This is a genomic window from Mesorhizobium sp. M0019 (genome assembly GCF_040323975.1).
Lineage (GTDB): Bacteria > Pseudomonadota > Alphaproteobacteria > Rhizobiales > Rhizobiaceae > Mesorhizobium.
In genome coordinates, this window is the sequence record NZ_JAMYVK010000012.1 from 112,168 (window position 1) to 133,477 (window position 21,310).

Genomic DNA, 21,310 nt, shown 5'->3' on the forward strand with positions numbered 1-21,310 from the left:
CATCATCTCATTGAACAAGCACGGAGCGCCCGCAAGTCGCGCCGACAACCCGCACATCGGCCTCGCCGACATGCACGCCGACAGCTGCAAGCACGTTATAGACCAGTTCGTCGACCGGCGCAGTCACGCCGTTCAGAACCGTTACCACTGCCGGCTTAACCGTTCCGAGCAGGGCCGTCACGTCCAGCCCGAGGCCCAGTGCATTGACCGAGAGCGAGAGGCCGCTGACCAGCGATGTCGTGAGTGATTGCGTCAGGTTTTTTGTGGCGACAGTTTTTATCGTCTTGCTGGCGATATCGGTGCTGTCGAACGTCAATGTGGTCGGATCGTTGTTGGTGATGGCAAGTGATGACGAACCCTTCACATCGAGCAGATTGAGGGTGAGCAGCAGAAGCTTTACGCTTACCTGTGCAATCGTGGCATCGGAGAACGATTGCGGATTGCTGAAATCGGCGAAGGCCGATGGGTTGTTGTCGGCGTCGCTGGTGGCAAGGTGCAGCGAGGCCACGCCTGGCTGCGCGGCGATCGAGACCTTGATGCTATCCGGCCGGCCCGTCGGGCAGCTGATGTCGGTCAGCTTGGCTTCCGCATAGGCGACGTCGACATGCAGAGGCAGGTTGACCGACAGCAGACTGATGCCGCCGCCCAGATTGGAATTGCCGATGCCCACTGTGGTGACCAGCTTGATTCGTGTCTGCGCGGTGCGCACCACGGTGCCTTTTTCCCCGACGGCCAGCCAGGGTGAATATTGCATTGGCTCACCGATGGCGATGGCGAGCGTGGTGGAGGTAAGTCCCGGAATAGTGGCGCCGAGATCGACCTGGACTTGGTTTGAGCCATTGGCCAGCGAGGCGGCGGCACCCAGCATGCCCATCGCGCTTGCGTCGACGGAAAAGCCGGGAGACTTTTGTCCGAGGCCGAGCCTACCGATCGAGCCAAGGTCGATAAGATGACTGAGGGGTATCTTGACCGTGTTGGTGGCCCTCGACGCGATCGTCTGCAGCACAAGTTTGCTGGCGCTGCCCGACCCGGACGCATTGGCCATGGCGGTCGCGATCTGGCCTACCGTCGCTTTTGAAGCCAGAACGTCGGAATAGCTGACACCTGTCAGTTGCAACTGTACGGCAAGGGCATCGACGAACGAAAGCACGTTGACATCGGCCGAGATCAGCGCGTTGTAGTCCATGACGCTGAGCGAAATGTTGGCGCCCAGCAACTTGCTGAGAAGCGCGTTGAGGATGCCGCCATTGACGCTGAGGAGCCTGGACCCGACCGAGAACATCGCTTGTGGGGTCACGCTGGCAATGGCTTCCGTGCCGACGACCGGAGTAGGGATGAGCGAACTGGCAAAATACCGGGCGGGGATTTTTTGCAGAGTGACGCGAACGGCGTTGTAAGGCGCTTTACCGGCTTCGAAGCGCTTGTCGACGCCAATGGAGGACGCCGCTGAGTATCGGCCGCCGGTCACCGACACGACGGTTTTGCCAACCGTGGGAACGATTGTCTGACCTGGCTTTTGAACAATGATGCCGGGCATTCGGTTGTCACTGAGCGTGGTTACCGCCGCGGCTTCCATATCTTTGATGTTCGACGCCGCGGTGATCGCCGCCAGGTCGGTCATCGCCTGGGCCTCCCTGCGCTCCGTGTAGATCGAACCTTCGTCGACAGCGAAGGCCGCCAGCCCCAGCGCGAATGGCGCTATCAGCGCCGTCATGACGGCAAAGTTCGCCTTCTTGTCGCCAACCATCGAGCGAGCGATCCGCCCGATGCTCCTCAGCAAGAACTGCGACATTTCAAATGCCTCCAATCCTGATGGTAGATCTGCGCGAGATCGTGGTTTGCGGCATCGCAAGGCTTGGTAACAGGTTCCAGATCGGCAGGTTGCTGGCATCGTACTGGATTGACACGACAAACTGATTTCCGTCGGCCGTGCTGTCCGTCGCCTGGTAGGTCAGCTTGCCGGAATCGACGAACGGGTATCCAGTGGCATTGTTTTTGACGAAACTCGCCACCAGCGCCTGGCGCTCGGTTTGATTCAATCCGGCAATCGCAGTTCGCGCGGCATCGGCGGCGATTTGCTGCAAGGAGTTGCTTGCACCAAAATAGATACCATATGCAACCATTCCGAGCACGAGCAGGATAAAGATCGGCGAAAGCAGGGCAAATTCGACCGCGGAAGTTCCGGACTCATCTCCAATTTTGCGTAGATTCGCCCGTATTTGGCGCAATATTTTACGCTTTAATGCGACAGTGTTACTGTCTATCTTGTTCATTGCCCTTGCCCGTTGGAACTCAAGGTCGATGTGCCGATCCCATTGAAATTTGTAACCCTTGGTTGCCTAAGAACCAATTAATACATTCCGGTAAACTGAAATGATCGGCCAGATTATTTCTCAGATCGGCGTTCTGGCCAGGAAACCCAGTCAAACTCATGGCTTTGACCATTGATTGGCCGCTCGCAAGGCGACTGTCCCGGCCCCTTACTTTGCGTGACCCCGAGAGTCTGTTGAAATAAAAAATCTCCACGTTACTGTTTGGCCACCAGCTGCCGGAAAGGGAACCGGCTGCGCGCTCGAAAGGAACCAACCAATCGGTTTCGGGGGCGTCAACACTTAGAGACGTGGCCGAAGGGCGACGTCATTAGGGAGAACTCCATGCTGAAACATGTGCTGAAGGCGACGGTACTCGCCACGACCATGGTCTTGGCCGCCGGTACGTTCTACACGCCGGCTTTCGCCGAGACCGTCTACAACCGCGGAGCCGCCGCCGAAGCGGAGACGCTCGACCCGCACAAGACCTCGACGGTCTACGAAGCCGATATCATACGCGACCTGTTCCAGGGCCTCGTCATGCATGACCAGAAGACGAATCTCATTCCGGGCGCCGCCGAAAGCTGGACGGTGTCCGACGACGGCACTGTCTACACCTTCAAGCTGCGCAAGGACGGCCTCTGGTCGGATGGCAGCCCGGTGACGGCGGACGACTTCGTTTATTCGTTCCGTCGGCTGGAAGATCCGGCCACCGCTGCCGAATACGCTTCCATGCTCTATCCAGTGAAGGGTGCCGAGGAAGTCAACACCAAGAAGGGCAAGCCGGAGGATATGGGGGTCAAGGCGATTGACGCAAATACCCTGGAAGTCACGCTCAAGGCGCCAACGCCTTACTTCCTGGAGATGCTGACCCATCAGGCGACCTATCCGGTTAACAAGGCGTCGATCGAAAAGCTTGGCGCCGACTGGATCAAGGCAGGCAAGCTGGTCTCCAACGGGGCCTTTACAGCGGCAGAGTGGGTTCCCAACGACCATCTGAAGCTGGTCAAGAATCCGAAATTCTGGGATGCCGCGAGCGTCAAGTTCGACGTGGTCAACTACATCCCGACCGAGGATCGTTCGTCGGCGATGAAGCGCTTCGAGGCTGGCGAACTCGACAGCTACGGTGACCTGCCGACGGAACAGCTCGGCGACCTCAAGGCCAAATTCGGCGACCAGGTCCGTGTCGGGCCATATCTCGGCACCTACTATTATGCGATCAAGACCGATAAGGCGCCGTGGGACAATGTCGAACTGCGCAACGCCATCTCGATGGCGATCGATCGCGACTTCCTTGCCGAAAAAGTCTGGCAGAATTCGATGCTGCCCGGCTATTCGATGGTGCCTCCGGGGATCGAGGGCTACACGCCGGCACTGGCCAAATACGCCGACATGCCGCAGATCGACCGGGAGGATGAAGCCAAGAAAATACTGGAGAAGCTCGGCTATACGCCCGAGCATCCGTTGAAGATGGAAATCCGCTACAACACCTCGGAAAACCACAAAAACACCGCTGTCGCCATCCAGGAACAGCTGAAGCCGCTTGGCGTCGAGATCACGTTGCTCAACACCGATACCAAGACCCACTACTCTTTCCTCGAGCAGAAGGGCGACTATGACGTCGCGCGTGCCGCCTGGATTGCGGATTACAAGGATCCGGAAACTTTCCTTGGCATCTCCCGCAAGGCTAGTGGCAATAATTACTCGAACTACAACAGCCCGAAATACGAAGAGGCCATGGACAAGGCCGCCGCCGCCGGCGGCAAGCCCGAAGAGCGCATGAAGGAGCTCGCCAAGGCCGAACGCATCCTCGTCGATGAGGTCGGCAACATTCCGATCCTCTACTATAGCTACCACGACATCGTTTCCTCGAAGCTGCATGGCTTCGACGACAATGTGATGGACATCCATCCGTCCCGCTTCATCAGCAAGGACTGATCCCTTAGCCAGGCCGCCGCGCAACTCAATGCGCGGCGGCGCTGGTTTGCCATCGCATCGGCCCGGGAACCGGATTCGATTTTCGACAATGTCGGTGCGAAGATTTGAAGGCTAGAGCGCAATCGTCCAGCCGGACGCGCTGCTCTGGATCAAGCGGGGCATCGATGCTGCGTTACGTATTCCGGCGGCTACTGACCGCCATCCCGACGCTGTTCGTCATCGTGACCATGGCGTTCTTCCTGATACGCGTCGCACCGGGCGGACCGTTCAACCAGGAGCGGGGCCTGAGCCCCGAGATCAGAGCCAATCTCGAAGCCCAGTTCGGCCTCAACGACCCGCTCTGGCTGCAGTACCTCCATTATCTAGGCAATCTTCTGCGCGGCAATTTCGGTCCCAGCTACAACATGCCGGATTTCACCGTCGGCGAGCTGTTCAGGGAAGGCCTGCCGATCTCGATCCAACTCGGCGCTTCGGCGCTCGTTCTGGCGCTGCTCCTGGGCACCGTGCTCGGCACTGTTGCCGCGCTCAACCAGAACAAGCTTGCCGACTATTCGGTGATCGCGCTGGCGACCGCCGGCAGCACCATACCGACCTTTGTCATCGCCCCGGTAATCCAGCTTGTATTCGGATTGACCTGGAAGCTGCTGCCGATCGGTGGCTGGGGCGATGGAGCCCTCATCAACAAGGTCGGCCCGGTGCTGACGCTCGCTCTGCCGCAGATCGCCATCGTTGCCCGCCTGATGCGCGGCTCGATGATCGAATCGCTGCACTCGCATCACATCCGCACCGCGCGCGCCCTCGGCCTGTCCGACTGGTCAGTCGTCGTCAAGCATGCACTGCGCGGCGCCATCCTGCCGATCGTCTCCTTCACCGGTCCGGCAGCTGCAGCCCTTCTCACCGGCTCGATCATCGTCGAGACCATCTTCTCTATCCCGGGCATCGGCCGCCATTTTGTCGTTGCCGCGCTCAACCGCGACTACACACTGGTGATGGGGACGGTGGTGGTCATCGCGCTCTTCACCATTGTCTTCAACCTGATCGTCGACGTCCTCTATGGGGTCGTCGATCCGAGGGTGCGCTATGACTGATATCGCAGTTGCCGCACCGGTCGTCGGCCGGTCCCTGTGGGGTGACGCCTGGGCGCGCCTCAAGGCCAATCGCGCGGCCATGTTCAGCCTCTATTATCTTGCCTTCATCGCCGTCATCAGCGTGTTTGGGCCCTATTTCGTGCCGCACCAATACACCACCATCTATGCCGACTATGTCCGTACGCCGCCGAGCTTCTCCGCCTATCCGAAGGCCGACATGATCGAAGGCGCTCTCGATGAGGCGATCAGGCGTATGCGCGTCGACATCAAGGAGTGGCGGCAGGAGGGCAGCCGTGTGTTCGTTACCGTCAAATCGTCCAAGCCGATCGACGACCGCAACATCCGCTACCTTGATCGTTCCGATACCTTTGATGACACAAAGATCGAGAGCAAATCGCCGGACGGTCTCGAAATGGTGATGAGTGCCTCGATCAAGCAGCAATATTTCCTGTTCGGCACCGACAATACCGGCCGCGATCTCCTGTCCCGAACGCTGATGGCCGGGCGCATATCGCTGGCCATCGGTCTGCTTGCCGGCATTGTGGCCGTGGTCATCGGCGTGCTCTACGGCGCCACCGCCGGCCTTGCCGGCGGCAGGGTCGACGAGGTGATGATGCGTGTCGTCGACGTGCTTTATTCTTTGCCATTCATCTTCTTCGTCATCATGCTGGTGGTGTTCTTCGGCAGGAACTTCGTGCTGATGTTCCTGGCGGTCGGCGCGGTGCTGTGGCTCGACATGGCGCGCATCGTGCGCGGACAAGCGCTGTCGATCCGCCGGCAGGAATATGTCCAGGCGGCGGAGGCGATGGGCGTCGGCCAGCGCGGCATTCTGCTGCGCCATGTGATCCCCAATTTGCTCGGGCCGGTGGTGATCTACATGACGCTGCTGGTGCCGCAGGTCATTATCCTGGAGAGTTTTTTGTCGTTCCTCGGGCTCGGCGTCCAGGAGCCGATGACCAGCTGGGGCGTGCTGATCTCGGTTGGCGCCCAGAACATCGGCTCGGCCAACTGGCTGCTTCTGTTCCCGGCCTTCTTTCTCGTCTCCACGCTGTTCGCGCTGAATTTCGTCGGCGATGGGCTGCGCGACGCGCTCGACCCGAAGGATCGTTGAGATGGCCGCTTCCGAAACCATCCTCAGCGTCAAGGACCTTCGGGTCCGCTTCCGCACCCTCGACGGTGTGGTGGAGGCGGTGAAGGGCATCAATATCCACGTCAAATCAGGCGAGACCGTCGCCGTCGTCGGCGAATCCGGTTCCGGCAAGAGCCAGACGATGATGGCGGCGATGAGCCTGCTCGCCTCGAACGGCGAAGCCACCGGCACGGTCGATTATCGTGGCCGCAATCTTTTGACCTTGAGCAAGCCCGAGCTCAACAAGGTCCGCGGCCGCAAGATCAGCATGATCTTCCAGGAGCCGATGACTTCGCTAGACCCGCTCTATTCGATCGGCAACCAGCTGATCGAGCCGATCCGCAAGCATCGCGGACTTGGCGCCGCCGCGGCGCGCGAGGAGGCGCTCAAGCTGCTGCGGCTGGTCCATATTCCCGATCCGGAGCGGCGGATGAAATCCTATCCGCACGAGTTGTCGGGCGGTCAGCGCCAGCGCGTCATGATCGCCATGGCGCTGGCCAACGACCCCGACATACTGATCGCCGACGAGCCGACGACCGCGCTCGACGTCACCATCCAGGCGCAGATTCTCATGCTGCTCGCCGAATTGCAGCGCAAGCTCGGCATGGCGATCGTCTTCATCACCCACGATCTCGGCATCGTCCGGCGCTTTGCCGATCGGGTCTATGTGATGCGCTATGGCGAGGTGGTCGAGGAGGGCGAGGCGGAAGCGATCTTCGCCAACCCGCAGCACGGCTACACCAAGATGCTACTTGCCGCCGAACCGACCGGCACCAAGGCGCCGCCGCCTCCGAATGCCCCTGTCCTGCTTGAAGGCAGGAACGTCGAGGTGACCTTCAAGATCGGCGGCGGATTTCTTGGCGGCGAGCCGCTGCTGCTGCGCGCCGTCGATCGCATTTCGATACGGCTGAAGCGCAACCAGACGATCGGCATCGTCGGCGAATCCGGATCGGGAAAATCGACGCTCGGCCGCGCCTTGCTGCGGCTCCTGCCCAGCGATGGCATCATCCGGCTTGGCGACCGCGACATTTCCCACGCTGACCGCCAGGCGATGCGGCCGCTGCGGCGCGAATTACAGCTGGTCTTCCAGGATCCATTCGGCTCGCTGTCGCCACGCATGACCGTCGGCCAGATAATCACCGAGGGGCTTCTGGTCCACGAGCCCAATCTGTCGGGCAGGCAGCGCGATCTCCGCGCGGTCGATGCCTTGCTCGAAGTCGGGCTCGATCCGAACACGCGCAACCGCTATCCGCACGAATTCTCCGGCGGCCAGCGGCAGCGCATCGCCATTGCGCGCGCCATGATCCTCAAGCCGAAAGTGGTGGTGCTGGACGAGCCGACCTCGGCGCTGGACCGCTCGGTGCAGAAGCAGATCGTCGAATTGCTGCGCAAGCTGCAGGCCGACCACGAACTGTCCTATCTGTTCATCAGCCACGATCTCGCCGTTGTGCGCGCCATGGCCGACTACATCATCGTCATGAAGCAGGGCAAGATCGTCGAGGAGGGGCCGGCCGAGGCGATCTTCAGCAATCCGCAGGCAACCTACACACAGACACTGATGGCCGCGGCCATCGATGTCACGCGATTTCGCCTGAGCGCATAGCCTTGCTGGCGATCCGCCACATGTCGACGTCGCACAGCACAGGCCACATGGCGCGGGTGTAGCGAAGCACATTCGGGGTGACATCGTCGCCGAGCCCGGCTTCCACGCGGCAGGTGCGGAACGCCTTCTCGATGCGCTTTGTCGGTTCGCCCAGGCTGTCATGGACGACCGGCCCGCAGTCGCAATCGATACGCTTCCAGCGGCGCATATGGGCGATCAGCCGTGACGGCAGTCGCGCCGGCGGACGCCATTTCTTGCTTTTTTTCGCGTGCTGATCTTTGCAATAGAGCACGCCGCGGCCTAGGTCCGGCCAAGCTTGTGCGGCCTCGCCATCCCAATTGAGTTGCAGGATTGAACGATGTCTGCAGCCAGTGTAGAGCCCCACAATGATAAAGCGGCAGAGATGAGCGTACTGACCGTGCTTCCGGCGCAGCCGCAATGCCGCGCGCAGCAGTCCCGCTGCTTCCTCGCGCGTCAGCCAGCGCTCGCGCGCTGCTGGTTTGTCTGGCAAGGTGACGGACGGCTTCGGATCGAGACCGTATTCCTTGGCCCAAAAGTTGATCGCCGAGCGGAGGTCCTCAAGATCGCGACGCGGGCCTGATGTAAAGTCCTTGTCTCGCCACGCCGGGAGTAACGCACGGCGGGTCTCCATCGCCGCAGCGTTGAGCTTGGCGATTCGCTCACGCTCTACCCGATTGCGCTCGCGCGAACGGTGCTCGACATAGGCGCGGCAGCGATCTCCATTGATGTTGGCGACCGGCTCGGTGCCGAAGAATTCGTTCAGAAAACGCATCCTGGCGAGAAATTCCTTGCGACCGGCAATCTTGGCCTGGCGTCCTTCGGTATAGGCGGCGAGGATGTCACCGACAGTCAGGCGGCGGGCATCTGCCCTGGAGATCGGGGGCTGATATTTGCCGACGGCGGCAGGCCCGAGTTGAGGGCGCAGCATACCTGAAGCGCTAGACACCGCTCCCGTGCGGGCATGATGATGGGTCGTCACAATGGTCCCCTTTTTTGCTCCGAAGTTGTTCGTCCTGCGGACGGGGATCACTAGAAGAGGCAACAAGACCGGCTTTGCAACAAGCAAAATGGGCGATAGTGCCGTGAGATGCAAAGACTTGCGAAAGGCGGCGCAGAATCGCGCCGGCTTGGCTTTCCCGCCGGACGACGAGTCTTGGTGCATTCCCGGAGGGTAGCTGACAGCCGCATCAAAATGGTGGCTCGGGCTATCCCATGTTCCGGTTGCAACTGAGGTGTAAATCTCACGCCGGCCTTCACGGGACGATTTGGCGTTTCGAAGCGGGGGAGGTTTCCGGTGCCTTGGAAATCTCGCTTTTTCGGTGACGAACATGCGTTGGCAATAGCCGCGATCCGACGCCACTGCGGGCACCGCGTAGCCTCTCCTCGGCCAAACCTCTTTTTGTCGAATGTACAGGCGCAACTTGGAAGAGCCCCTACGAGCCCTGAGCCATTGCCTCCCGGGTTGGACAATGTTTTTTCTGGTCGGAGTGGCAGGATTTGAACCTGCGACCCCATCGTCCCGAACGATGTGCGCTACCAGGCTGCGCTACACTCCGTGACCAGACCGCGGGCTTATAGCCGCCGCGTTTGGTTACTGCAAGCGCCAATGGCAGCGCTTCTGTCGCATTTCTTTCTCTTTAGCCGCCACGTCATACAGGTTTCAGTTTCCTGTCGCACAAACACGGCTTAAAGGGCTTCTGGGTAACCGTCCACTTGCCTCGAAGCACCTGATTCCGCCGCCTGGAGTAAGCAGCCTTGTCGATGAAGATCGTTAGCGATGTCAGACCAAACACTTTTGAGTTTGAAACCTCGGCGCTGATCAAACCCTCCGGGTTTCGCGAATATGATGCGCGCTGGTGGTTCGGCCATCCCGGCTCGAACGAAACGCCGGAACTCAATCTGATCGGCGTCCAGGCGCTCGGCATGGGGCTCGGCACGCTAATCCGTCGCCTGGGTGCCGGACCTGACATCGTCACCGGTCACGATTTCCGCTCCTATTCGCTTGCCATAAAGCTCGCGCTGGTTTCCGGGCTGATGGCGGTCGGCGCACGGGTCAAGGATGTCGGGCTGGCCCTGTCGCCGATGGCTTATTTCGCCCAGTTCGCGCTCGACACGCCCTCCGTCGCCATGGTCACTGCCTCGCACAACGAGAATGGCTGGACCGGCGTCAAGATGGGCGCGGCGCGCCCGCTGACTTTTGGTCCGGAGGAGATGAGTGCGTTGAAGGCGATTGTGCTGTCCGGCGATTTCGATCTTGTCGGTGGCGGCTCCTATGACTTCGTTGCGGACTTCCGCGAAACCTACCTTGACGATCTGACAGCGGGAAAGCGTATCTCGAGGAAGCTCAAGGTGGTGGCCGCCTGCGGCAACGGCACCGCCGGGGCTTTCGCTCCCGAGGCACTGGAAAGGATCGGCTGCGAGGTGATCCCGCTCGACGTCGAGCTCGATCATACGTTCCCCAATTACAACCCCAACCCCGAAGACATGCAGATGCTGCACGCCATTCGCGACAAGGTGCTGGAAACGGGCGCCGATGTCGGGCTAGGCTTCGACGGCGACGGCGATCGCTGCGGCGTTGTCGACAATGAAGGCAACGAGATCTTCGCCGACAAGGTCGGCGTCATGCTGGCGCGCGACATTTCGCACCTCTATCCCGGCTCGACTTTCGTCGTCGACGTCAAGTCGACCGGATTGTTCATGACTGACAAGGTGTTGCGGGAAAATGGCGCGGTCACCGACTATTGGAAAACCGGTCACTCGTATATCAAACGGCGCGTCGCCGAACTCGGCGCCGCCGCCGGTTTCGAAAAATCGGGCCATTTCTTCTTCAATCCGCCGATCGGCCGCGGCTATGACGATGGCCTGGTCACGGCTATCGCCATATGCCAGATGCTGGATCGCAGCCCGCAAAGCAGTATGGCCGACCTGTATCGCGATCTGCCGCTGACCTTCGGCACGCCGACTATGTCGCCACATTGTGCCGACGAGCTCAAATACGGCGTCGTCGAGCGCGTTGTGGGCGACTTTCGCAAGATGAAGGACGAGGGTACGGTCTTCGCCGGCCAGAAGATCGCCGAACTGATCACCGTCAACGGCGTCAGGGTCGTGGCGGAGGATGGTACCTGGGGGTTGGTGCGCGCATCATCGAACAAGCCGGAGCTTGTGGTGGTGGTGGAGAGCCCGGTATCGTCCGAACGGCGCCGGCAGATGTTCGAAGCCGTCGATGCGGTGCTGCGCCGCAGCCCCGAAGTCGGCGCCTACAATCAGACCTTTTGAGCACGAGGCTTGTTTTCATGACCGAACGGATCGTCAGTTTTGTGATGAGCGGCGGCGTCGGCTCGCGGCTGTGGCCGTTGTCGCGCGAGGACAATCCCAAGCAGTTCCATGATTTCTCCGGCGACGGCTCAATGCTGGCCAAGACGCTGCGCCGGTTGACCGCGCGGCCGGAAGGCGAAACGCCGGTTTTCCTGATTGCCTCGGAAAGGCATGCCGACCGCGTTCATGCCGACATTGCCGGTCACGAGCTTTCCGGCGGCGGCCCGCTGTTCGAGCCGACCGGACGCAACACCGCCGCGGCCGTCGCCTTGGCAAGCCTGCGCACGCTGTCGGAATTCGGCGATAGCCTGGTGCTGGTGGTGCCGTCCGATCATGAGATCGCGACGCCACAGCAATTCTGGCGGAGCATCGAGGCCGGCACGGCGGCCGCGCGCCAGGGCAGGCTGGTGGTGTTCGGCATCAAGCCCGCCCAACCCGAGACCGGTTACGGCTACATCGAGGTGGCCGGCGAGCGCGATGGCATCTGCGATGTCTCGCGTTTCGTCGAAAAACCCGATCTCGCCACGGCGCAGAGCTATCTCGAGGCCGACAATTTCTACTGGAACACCGGCATCTTCCTGTTTCGCGCCAGTGCCATGCGCGACGCGTTCATGGCCTTCCAGCCCGACATCTGGAGCGCCACAGAGGCTGCCTACCAGGCTGCGACATCGGATCTTTCCGGCCTCTACATGCCTCTGGAGCTCTATGCCGCCATCCCATCGACATCGATCGACTATGCGATCATGGAGCGCGCCAGCGGCATCGCCATGGTGCCGGCCGGCTTTCGCTGGAACGATCTCGGCTCCTGGCAATCGCTGCTCGACGTCGGCCCCTCCGACACGCAGGGCAATGTCATCGTCGGCGACGTGGTCGCCATCGATTGCGAGAACTCCTATATCCGCAGCGATGGTCGCCTGCTGTCGGCCATTGGCCTGAAGGACGTCGCCATCGTGTCGACCGCCGACGCCACTTTCGTCGCGCCGGTCAGCCACAGCCAGAATGTCAAGAAGATCGTCGAGCAGCTCGAAAAGAGCGGTCGCCTTGAGACCAGGTTCACGCCCGCCGACGACCGCGTCATCGAAAGCGGCGCCTGGCAGCGCCGCGTGCACCATTGGCTGTTCGAGGAGACGGTGCCGTTGTGGTCGACGGTCGGCGTCGATGAGCGCCACGGCGGGTTCCACGAGGCGCTCGGCTTCGATGCCGCCCCGCTGATGAAACCCAAGCGCATGCGCACGCAGGCCAGGCAGATCTACGCCTTCGCCGTCGCCAAGGCGCGCGGCTGGAACGGCCCGGCCGATCGGCTGATCAGCCACGGCCTCGAATTCATGGCCAGGCACGGACGTACCGACAATGGCGGCTGGGTACGCACGCTCAACGTCGACGGCACCGTCGCCGACGCCGCCGAGGATGCCTATGACCATTCCTGCGTGCTCCTGGCGCTGGCGCATGCCCATATGTGCGGCAATCCCGATGCGTTGCGGCTTGGCCAGGAGACCTTTGCGTTCATCGACGCGCATCTCGAGGACGAACGCCTGACCGGCTTCCGCGAGACCTCGAGCGGCGAGGGCGAGCGCCGCTCCAACCCGCACATGCATCTGCTCGAGGCATTCCTGGCCTGGCATCAGGCGACCGGCGAGCGCGCCTATCTTCGTCGCGCCGCGCGCATCGTCGATCTATTTCGCAGCCATTTCTTCGACCCGGAAAGCTGGACGCTGGGTGAGTATTTCGACCATGAATGGCGGCCGGCCCCTGGCGGGAAGGGCACGTGGACCGAACCCGGCCATCATTTCGAATGGGCCTCGCTGCTGGTCGACTTCGCCGGCCGCAGCGGCCAGAGCGGCTTGACCGGCCTTGCCCGGAAGCTTTACGCGTCGGCGATTGCCAATGGCCTGAACCGCGCCACGGGCCTCGCCTACGGCGCCGTCTCGCGGCAAGGACTGCCGCTCGACCGCGTCTCGCGCAGCTGGCCGCAGGCCGAAGCGATCAAGGCGGCGATCGCGCTGGACGGTTCGGGCGGTCCCGACCTGAAGCCGGAAATCGAGGCGCGTGTCGGCCGGCTGTTCCGCTGGCACATCAATCCGGCACCGCTCGGCCTGTGGATCGACCGCATCGACGAGCGTGGCCGCTCCTTGGCGAGCGAGGTGCCGGCCAGCATCTTCTATCATCTCGTCTGCGCGCTGACGCAGTATCTGGACGGCACGGCGCCCAAGGATCAGTACGGGCTGGCGACATCCCCGGTCTCGACATAGACCGACTTCAGCTGCGAATAGAGCGCCAGTGCCGCGAGCGAATTCTCGCGGCCGATGCCGGACTGCTTGAAGCCGCCGAAGGGGATTTCGACCGGCGTCAGATTGTAGGCGTTGATCCAGCAGATGCCGGCCTGCAGTTCGGCGATGACACGATGGGCGCGCGCCAGGTCGCGCGTGAACACGCCGGCGGCGAGGCCGAATTCGGTATCGTTGGCGCGCTCGATCACCTCGTCCTCGCTGTCGAATTTCAGCACGCTCATGACCGGCCCGAAAATCTCCTCGCGGGCGATGCGCATCGTGTCGACGACACCGGTGAACACCGTCGGCTCGACGAAGAAGCCGCCCTGAAAACCCTGCAGCGAAGGCACGTTGCCGCCGCAGGCGAGCACCGCGCCATCCTGCTTGCCGGCCTCGATGTAAGAGACCACCTTGTCGTGCTGCGCCTTCGAGACGAGCGGCCCCATCTGCGTGTCCGGATCGAGCGGATCGCCGATGCGGATTTTCTTCGTCCGTTCGGTCAGCCTCTCGACGAAACGGTCATGGATGCTACTCTGCACGAAGACCCGCGTGCCGTTGGAGCAGATCTGGCCGGTCGAATAGAAATTGCCGAGCATCGCGCCGCCGATGGCGTTTTCGAGGTCGGCGTCTTCGAAGACGATCAGCGGCGACTTGCCGCCGAGCTCCATCGTTGCGTGCTTCATCTTTGAGCCGGCGAGCGACAGCACTTTGCGGCCGGTTGGCACCGAGCCGGTCACCGAGACCTTGGCGACGACATCGTGGCCGACAAGGCCGGCGCCGACATCGCCAAAACCCTGCACCACGTTGAACAGCCCGTCGGGCAGCCCGGCCTCGGTGTAGATTTCGGCGAGCGCCAGCGCTGATAGCGGCGTGTTTTCCGATGGTTTGAAAACCATCGCATTGCCCATGGCGAGGGCGGGTGCGGATTTCCAGCCGGCGATCTGGATCGGATAGTTCCAGGCGCCGATGCCGACGCAAACGCCGAGCGCCTCGCGCCTGGTATAGGCAAAGGGTCCGCCGAGATCCACGGCCTCGCCATTAAAGGCGGCGACGGCGCCGCCGAAATATTCCAGGCAGTCGGCCGCCGACGGGGCGTCCGCAACAAGCGTCTCCTGGATCGGCTTACCGGTATCCAGCGTCTCGATGCGCGCCAGATCGGCATTGCGCGCGCGCAAAATGTCGGCGGCGCGGCGCAGGATGCGGCCGCGTTCGACCGCCTTCAGCCGCGCCCAGGCCGGTTGTGCTGCACGCGCCGCCTCGATCGCGAGCTCCAGCACGTTCGGCGTCGCCGAGCGCAGCATGGCGATGGTCTCGCCGGTTGCCGGATAGATAACCGGCAGCGCTGCGCCGCGCTCGTCGTCGATATAGCGGCCGTTGACATAATGCGATGCCGTTGGCTGGGCGCGCATGACTGTTCTCCAAATCGTCTTGTCGCGGCATGCGGAATATGCGTCCGCCGGATCATGGCCTATCTGTCCGACACCTGCCAGCGCGGATTGATCCATGGTTCCTGGTTGGAAGGTGGCAGCGGCGTACGCCCGAGAATGTGGTCGGCGGCCTTCTCGCCGGTCATGATCGACGGAGCGTTGAGATTGCCATTGGTGACGCGCGGGAAGATCGAGGAATCGGCGACCCGAAGCCCTTCGACGCCAATGACGCGGCATTCCGGATCGACGACGCTCATCGCATCATCGGCACGGCCCAACTTGCAGGTGCCGCAAGGGTGGTAGGCGCTTTCGGCGTGGTCGCGAATGAAGGCGTCGAGCTCTTCATCCGATTGTACATGCGAGCCCGGCGACAGTTCCTTGCCTCGGTACGGATCGAAGGCCGCTTGCCCGAAGATCTCGCGGGTCAGCCGGATGCAGTGGCGGAACTCCGTCCAGTCGTCCGGATGCGACATGTAGTTGAAGCGGATCACCGGGTTCGATTTGGGATCGGGCGAGCGCAGCGTGACCGAACCGCGCGACTTCGACCGCATCGGCCCGACATGCGCCTGGAAGCCGTGCGCCTTGGCCGCCGCCTTGCCGTCATAGCGGACCGCGGCCGGGATGAAGTGATACTGGATATCGGGATAGTCGACGCCGGCGCGCGAGCGCACGAAGGCGGCCGCCTCGAAATGATTGGTGGCGCCGAGGCCGGACTTGAAGAACAGCCATTGTGCCCCGATCAGCGCCTTCGAGAACGGGTTCAGCACCGAGTTCAGCGTGATCGGCTTTGTCGATTCCTGCTGGATGTAGAGTTCCATATGGTCCTGCAGATTGCGACCGACTCCGGGCCGGTCGACAATCACCGGGATGCCGTTCTCCCTAAGGTGCTGGCCGGGGCCGATGCCGGATAGCATGAGGATCTTGGGCGAGTTGATCGAGGACGCCGCAACGATCACCTCGCGCCGCGCTCTGACCACCTGAATCCGTTTGCGCATTTCGATCTCGACGCCGGTGGCGCGTTGATTCTCGATGATTACCCGCCGGGCGAAACCCTTGACCAGGCTGACATTTTTCCGCCTGAGTGCCGGCCTGAGATAGGCGCTCGCCGCCGACCAGCGGCGACCGCCGCGAATGGTCTGCTCCATCGGCCCAAAGCCTTCCTGCTTCGCGCCGTTGTAGTCGTCGGTCAGCTCGAAACCGGCCTGGCGGCCCGCCTCGACGAAGGCGCCGTAGAGTGGGTTCGTCCTCGAGCCGCGCTGCACAGTCAGCGGGCCGCCGTGGCCGCGCCAGCCATTCTCGCCGCCATTGCTGTCCTCCATGCGCTTGAAATAGGGGAGTACGTCGGCAAAGCCCCAGCCGGCCGCGCCCTGTTCGGCCCAGTGGTCGAAGTCGCGGGCATGGCCGCGCACATAGACCATGCCGTTGATCGAGGATGAGCCGCCGATGACCTTGCCGCGCGGCGTCGCCAGCACGCGGCCGCCGAGATGCGGCTCCGGCTCGCTGGCGAAGCCCCAGTCGTAAAGGCTCATATTGAGCGGGATCGACAGCGCCGACGGCATCTGGATCAGCGGCCCGATATCGCTGCCGCCATATTCGATGACGATCACCGAATGCTTGCCGTCCTCCGACAGCCGGTAGGCCATGGCCGAGCCGGCCGAGCCGGAGCCGATTATGACGAAATCCGCTTCAAGCATGGTTCATATGCGCCCATGGTTCATATGCGCAATGAAATCGGCGAGCGAGACGTTGCCGCCGGTTGCCATCACCAGAACGGTCCTGCCGGTTATGTCGATCTTGCCGCCGAGCAACGCCGCCAGCGAGGCAGCGCCGGATGGCTCAAGCACCAGCTTCAGCCGCTCGAAGGCGATGCGCATGGCGCGCCGCACCGACGCATCATCGACAGTGACGCCGCGAACGCCGGCGGCCTTCACCGCTGCGAACGGCGCGTCGCCGGGCCGCCGCGACATCAGCCCGTCGCAGATCGATTTCGGCCCGATCGGCATGGTTTCGATGGCACCATGCGCCAGCGACGAGCCCATGCCGTCAAAACCTTCCGGCTCGACGCCGATGATCTCCGTGGCGGGCGACAGATAGTGGAAGGCCAGTGAAACGCCACCTATCAGCCCGCCACCGCCGACCGAACAGAACAAGAGATCGGCCTCCACTTGCCTGGCGGCGAACTGGTCGAGTGCCTCCAGTCCGGCGCCGGCCTGGCCGGCGACGATCTCCGGATCGTCGAACGGGTGCAGCAGCGCCAGGCCATCGCTCGCGGCGATCTCACGCGCTCTGGCGGCGGCGACTTCCTCACGCGCGCGTTCGCCATGGTCGGTCAGCACGACACGCGCGCCATACCCCGACGTGGCATCGCGTTTGGCGGCCGGCGCGTCGATCGGCATGACGATGGTGACGGGAATGCCAAGCGCTTGGCCAGCCGCCGCTAGCCCCTGCGCAAAATTGCCGGAGGAGTAGGCGACGACGCCCTTTTTGGTTTCGTCAGGCGAGAGCTTCTTCAGCCGCCAGTAGGCGCCGCGCACCTTGAACGATCCTGCCCATTGCAGCGATTCGGCCTTGACGAAGACGCGGGCGGCGCCGGTCTCGCGGGCAAGTGCCGCCGATTCCAGGAGCGGCGTGATCTGCGTCGCCTTGGAGGTGACGGCATAGGCCTGCCTGAGATGGTCGAGCGAGGGGACGAGACGGTCTGCCATCATTTGCCTCGCGGAAAGCGCTTCTGCTCTTCGAGCAGGTCGAGGTTCATATGGTTTCGCATGTAGCGCTCCGATGCCTTCTGCAGCGGCTGGAATTCCCAGGGATAATGGGTGCCGTTGCGCAGCGCCGGGTAGACCACCCAGCGGCGTGCCTGGCTGGCACGCACCGCCGCGTCGAAGGCCGCCATGTCCCAGCGCGCCCGCACCTTGTCGGTGAAAGCGGCCACCAATGCCGCATTGGCCGGATCGGCGGCGAGATTGGTCAATTCCTGCGAATCCGATTCAAGATCAAACAGTTGCGGCGGATCGATCTCGCAATGGATGAATTTGTAGCGGCCCTCGCGCATCGCCACCATCGGCGCGTTGGAGCCTTCGGCGGCATATTCCATCAGCACCGGCGCGGAGCGTTTCTTTCCGTTTAGCAGCGGCAGCAGCGACTGGCCGTCAGTCCACGGCGCAATCGCGCTGATGTCGATGCCGGCGAGGTCGCAAAGCGTCGGCGTCACGTCGAGATTGGAGACCGGCGTGTCGATCAGGCCGGCGGCGATGCCCTCGCCGGCGATCATCAGCGGCACCCGCGCCGAACCTTCGAAAAAGCACATCTTGAACCACAGGCCGCGCTCGCCAAGCATGTCGCCATGGTCCGAGCAGAACAGAATGATCGTGTCGTCGAGCATGCGCGTGCGCTCGAGCACCGACAGCAGCTCGCCGAGCTTGTCGTCGAGATAAGAGATGTTGGCGAAATAGCCGCGCCGTGCGCGGCGTATCTGCTCAGCGGTGATGTCGAACCTGTCATAGTCGCTGGCGCGGTAGAGCCGCTGCGAATGCGGGTCCTGCCTGTCGTAAGGAATGAAGCCGACCTCAGGCTCGAGCGCCGGGCAATCCTCGTAGAGGTCCCAGTATTGCCGCCGTGCGACGTAAGGATCGTGCGGATGGGTGAAGGAAACCGTCAAGCACCAGGGCCGATGTGCGGCATCGTCGGAGACGCGGGCAAAATCATAAAGCTTCTGCACCGCATGGAAGGCGACCTCGTCGTCATATTCCAGCTGGTTGGTGATCTCGGCAGTACCGGCGCCGCTGACGGAGCCGAGATTGTGATACCACCAGTCGATGCGCTCGCCGGGTTTGCGATAGTCGGGTGTCCAGCCGAAATCGGCCGGATAGATGTCGGTGGTCAGCCGCTCCTCGAAACCGTGCAACTGGTCCGGCCCGACGAAATGCATCTTGCCGGAGAGGCAGGTGTGATAACCTGCGGCGCGCAGATGATGGGCAAAGGTCGGGATCGAAGACGCGAATTCGGCGGCGTTGTCATAGACTCCGGTGCGTGACGGCAACTGGCCGCTCATGAATGCGGCGCGGCCCGGCGCGCAGAGCGGCGAGGCCGTGTAATTGTTGCAAAAACGCGCCGAACGCGCGGCGAGCGCCTTCAGATGCGGCGCGTGCAGGAAGTCCGCCGGCCCATCCGGAAACAGCGTTCCGTTGAGCTGATCGACCATGACGATCAGGATGTTGGGTCGCTTGGATGTCACTGCTTCTGCCGTCCGCTGAGCTTCGTTTCGAGATAGTCCTCGACCAGTGCAATCGCGGTCGCGGCATCAGGAACACCGTCCTTCAGCGCGCGCCTGATATAGAGCCCGTCGATCAGCGCCGCGGTCGCTTCGGCGACCCGGTCGGCCTCGCTTCTCGGCAGGATGCCGGCCAGCCCGCTGAGCAGATTGGAATGCAGCCGGCGCGCATAGACCTTGAGCAGCCGGCGGAGTGCTGCCGATTTCTGCGCCTCGACATAGAAGGCGAGCCAGGCGGCGATCGTTTCGGGCTGGAACTGGATGTCGGAGAAATTGACCGCGACCACCGCCGAGACGCGCTGGCGCGCCGTGCCGGCCGCGCGAAGTGCACGGCGCGTATCGGCGGTGAGCTCGCTCAGGATGTGCCGCATCGTCGCCAACAGCAATTCGTCCTTGACGCCGAAATAATGGTGGGCAAGCGCCGAGGACACGCCGGCGCGGCCGGCGATTTCCGACATCGTCACATCAAGCGAACCGCGCTCGCCGATCGCCGAGATCGTTGCGTCGATGAGCGCCCTGCGGCGCAACGGCTCCATTCCGAGTTTCGGCATTCCTGCTCCGGCCTGTTGCGACAAGATTATTTTTTATTGACGCATCAATCAACAAAAATCCGGCCTGATTTGCTGGCAAAAGCCAGGCACTATGACCAGATGATCAAGATCAAGCGATTGTGCGGTTCTGGCCCCTTCACGAGGCCGGCGAAACGGTTCATGCTTGAACAATGCTGATGCGCGTGCAGTATCGCGTAGCCCGGGTCCACAGGATGGAGATCGCCATGACAGCATGCATCGTCGGTTGGGCGCATTCGCGCTTCGGCAAGCTCGAAGGCGAGACGCTGGAGGGCCTGATCACCAAGGTGGCAGTCGAGGCGCTCGATCATGCCGGCATCGGTCCAGATGACGTCGACGAGATCGTGCTCGGCCACTTCAACGCCGGGTTTTCCGCCCAGGATTTCACCGCGAGCCTAGTCCTCCAGGCCGACGACCGGCTGCGCTTCAAGCCGGCGACCCGCGTCGAGAACGCCTGCGCCACCGGCTCGGCGGCGGTCAGGCAAGGCATCCGCGCCATCGACGCCAATGCCGCCCGTATCGTGTTGGTGGTCGGCGCCGAGCAGATGACGACGACGCCCGGTCCCGAGATCGGCAAGAACCTGCTCAAGGCCTCGTATCTGCCGGAGGACGGTGACACGCCGGCAGGCTTCGCCGGCGTCTTCGGCAAGATCGCCCAAGCCTATTTCCAGCGCTACGGCGACCAGTCGGATGCGCTGGCGATGATCGCCGCCAAGAACCACAAGAACGGCGTCGACAATCCCTACGCGCAGATGCGCAAGGATTTCGGCTACGAGTTCTGCAGGCAGGAAAGCGAAAAAAACCCCTTCGTCGCCGGTCCGCTGAAGCGCACAGACTGCTCGCTGGTGTCGGACGGTGCCGCCGCGCTTGTCCTTGCCGACACGGCCACGGCGCTGAAGATGCGCCGCGCCGTCGCCTTCCGCGCCAATGAGCATGTTCAGGATTTCCTGCCGATGTCGAAGCGCGACATTCTCGCCTTCGAAGGCTGCGAGCAGGCCTGGAACCAGGCGCTGAAGCAGGCGGGCGTGACGCTCGGCGACCTGTCCTTCGTCGAGACGCATGACTGTTTCACCATCGCCGAACTGATCGAGTATGAGGCGATGGGCTTGGCCAAGCCGGGCGAGGGCGCCAAGCTGGCCCTGGATGGTGAGACGGCGAAAGATGGAAGGCTGCCGGTCAATCCGTCTGGCGGGCTGAAGGCCAAGGGCCACCCGATCGGTGCCACCGGTGTATCGATGCATGTGCTGAGCGCCATGCAGCTCGTCGGCGAGGCGGGCGGCATCCAGGTGCCGGGAGCAAAACTCGGCGGCATCTTCAACATGGGTGGTGCCGCGGTCGCCAACTACGTTTCCATTCTCGACCGGATCAGATAAA

General features: G+C 62.4%; 15 protein-coding genes and 1 tRNA gene. 7 read left to right on the forward strand and 9 right to left on the reverse strand.

Annotation, left to right across the window (positions count from 1 at the left end):
• Window positions 1-7: 7 nt before the first annotated feature.
• Window positions 8-1,747, reverse strand: a complete 1,740-nt coding sequence (locus NKK47_RS11770) for a pilus assembly protein TadG-related protein (protein ID WP_352576917.1) — start codon at window positions 1,745-1,747, stop codon at window positions 8-10.
• A 46-nt stretch (window positions 1,748-1,793) separates the two neighbouring features.
• Window positions 1,794-2,273: a TadE/TadG family type IV pilus assembly protein gene (locus NKK47_RS11775; protein WP_352454277.1), complete on the reverse strand. Its 480-nt coding sequence runs from the start codon at window positions 2,271-2,273 to the stop codon at window positions 1,794-1,796.
• Between the two features lie 381 nt (window positions 2,274-2,654).
• Between NKK47_RS11775 and NKK47_RS11780 the strand changes: the two genes are divergently transcribed.
• From NKK47_RS11780 to NKK47_RS11795, 4 genes are all read left to right on the forward strand, one after another.
• The gene (locus tag NKK47_RS11780; protein ID WP_352454278.1) at window positions 2,655-4,247 is read left to right on the forward strand and encodes a peptide ABC transporter substrate-binding protein; all 1,593 of its coding nucleotides are present in this window, start codon (window positions 2,655-2,657) and stop codon (window positions 4,245-4,247) included.
• A gap of 164 nt (window positions 4,248-4,411) precedes the next feature.
• Window positions 4,412-5,335 (forward strand): ABC transporter permease subunit, encoded by a 924-nt coding sequence (locus NKK47_RS11785; protein ID WP_352454279.1) that lies wholly within the window; start codon window positions 4,412-4,414, stop codon window positions 5,333-5,335.
• Window positions 5,328-6,446 (forward strand): ABC transporter permease, encoded by a 1,119-nt coding sequence (locus NKK47_RS11790; RefSeq protein ID WP_352454280.1) that lies wholly within the window; start codon window positions 5,328-5,330, stop codon window positions 6,444-6,446. The genes NKK47_RS11785 and NKK47_RS11790 overlap by 8 nt, the downstream gene beginning before the upstream one ends.
• A gap of 1 nt (window position 6,447) precedes the next feature.
• Window positions 6,448-8,067, forward strand: a complete 1,620-nt coding sequence (locus tag NKK47_RS11795) for an ABC transporter ATP-binding protein (protein ID WP_352576875.1) — start codon at window positions 6,448-6,450, stop codon at window positions 8,065-8,067.
• Here the strand turns inward: NKK47_RS11795 and NKK47_RS11800 are convergent.
• Window positions 8,042-9,418, reverse strand: coding sequence for a site-specific integrase (locus NKK47_RS11800; RefSeq protein WP_352576877.1), 1,377 nt, complete (start codon window positions 9,416-9,418; stop codon window positions 8,042-8,044). The genes NKK47_RS11795 and NKK47_RS11800 overlap by 26 nt on opposite strands.
• A gap of 149 nt (window positions 9,419-9,567) precedes the next feature.
• Window positions 9,568-9,644: transfer RNA gene (locus NKK47_RS11805), tRNA-Pro, on the reverse strand.
• A 205-nt stretch (window positions 9,645-9,849) separates the two neighbouring features.
• Between NKK47_RS11805 and NKK47_RS11810 the strand changes: the two genes are divergently transcribed.
• Both NKK47_RS11810 and NKK47_RS11815 read left to right on the forward strand, forming a co-directional pair.
• Window positions 9,850-11,364, forward strand: a complete 1,515-nt coding sequence (locus NKK47_RS11810; RefSeq protein ID WP_502904989.1) for a phosphomannomutase/phosphoglucomutase — start codon at window positions 9,850-9,852, stop codon at window positions 11,362-11,364.
• Between the two features lie 17 nt (window positions 11,365-11,381).
• Window positions 11,382-13,652 (forward strand): AGE family epimerase/isomerase, encoded by a 2,271-nt coding sequence (locus NKK47_RS11815; protein ID WP_352454283.1) that lies wholly within the window; start codon window positions 11,382-11,384, stop codon window positions 13,650-13,652.
• Here NKK47_RS11815 and betB read toward each other — a convergent pair.
• The 5 genes from betB to betI are packed head-to-tail and all read right to left on the reverse strand — an operon-like array spanning window position 13,616 to window position 19,918.
• The gene (gene betB, locus NKK47_RS11820) at window positions 13,616-15,079 is read right to left on the reverse strand and encodes a betaine-aldehyde dehydrogenase (RefSeq protein ID WP_352576881.1); all 1,464 of its coding nucleotides are present in this window, start codon (window positions 15,077-15,079) and stop codon (window positions 13,616-13,618) included. The genes NKK47_RS11815 and betB overlap by 37 nt on opposite strands.
• A 59-nt stretch (window positions 15,080-15,138) precedes the next feature.
• Window positions 15,139-16,791: a choline dehydrogenase gene (gene betA / locus NKK47_RS11825; RefSeq protein WP_352576883.1), complete on the reverse strand. Its 1,653-nt coding sequence runs from the start codon at window positions 16,789-16,791 to the stop codon at window positions 15,139-15,141.
• A gap of 3 nt (window positions 16,792-16,794) precedes the next feature.
• On the reverse strand, window positions 16,795-17,802 hold the full coding sequence (locus NKK47_RS11830; protein WP_502904990.1) for a pyridoxal-phosphate dependent enzyme: 1,008 nt from the start codon (window positions 17,800-17,802) through the stop codon (window positions 16,795-16,797).
• Complete coding sequence (betC, locus tag NKK47_RS11835; RefSeq protein ID WP_352576887.1) at window positions 17,802-19,331, reverse strand: choline-sulfatase; 1,530 nt, start codon at window positions 19,329-19,331, stop codon at window positions 17,802-17,804. The genes NKK47_RS11830 and betC overlap by 1 nt, the downstream gene beginning before the upstream one ends.
• The gene (gene betI, locus NKK47_RS11840) at window positions 19,328-19,918 is read right to left on the reverse strand and encodes a transcriptional regulator BetI (RefSeq protein WP_352454288.1); all 591 of its coding nucleotides are present in this window, start codon (window positions 19,916-19,918) and stop codon (window positions 19,328-19,330) included. Before betI ends, betC begins: the two co-directional genes overlap by 4 nt.
• Window positions 19,919-20,142: 224 nt before the next feature.
• On the opposite strand from betI, the gene NKK47_RS11845 reads away from it, so the two are divergent.
• Window positions 20,143-21,309 carry an acetyl-CoA acetyltransferase gene (locus NKK47_RS11845; protein WP_352454289.1) on the forward strand — a complete coding sequence of 389 codons (1,167 nt, stop codon included), beginning with the start codon at window positions 20,143-20,145 and terminating at the stop codon, window positions 21,307-21,309.
• Window position 21,310: the final 1 nt, after the last annotated feature.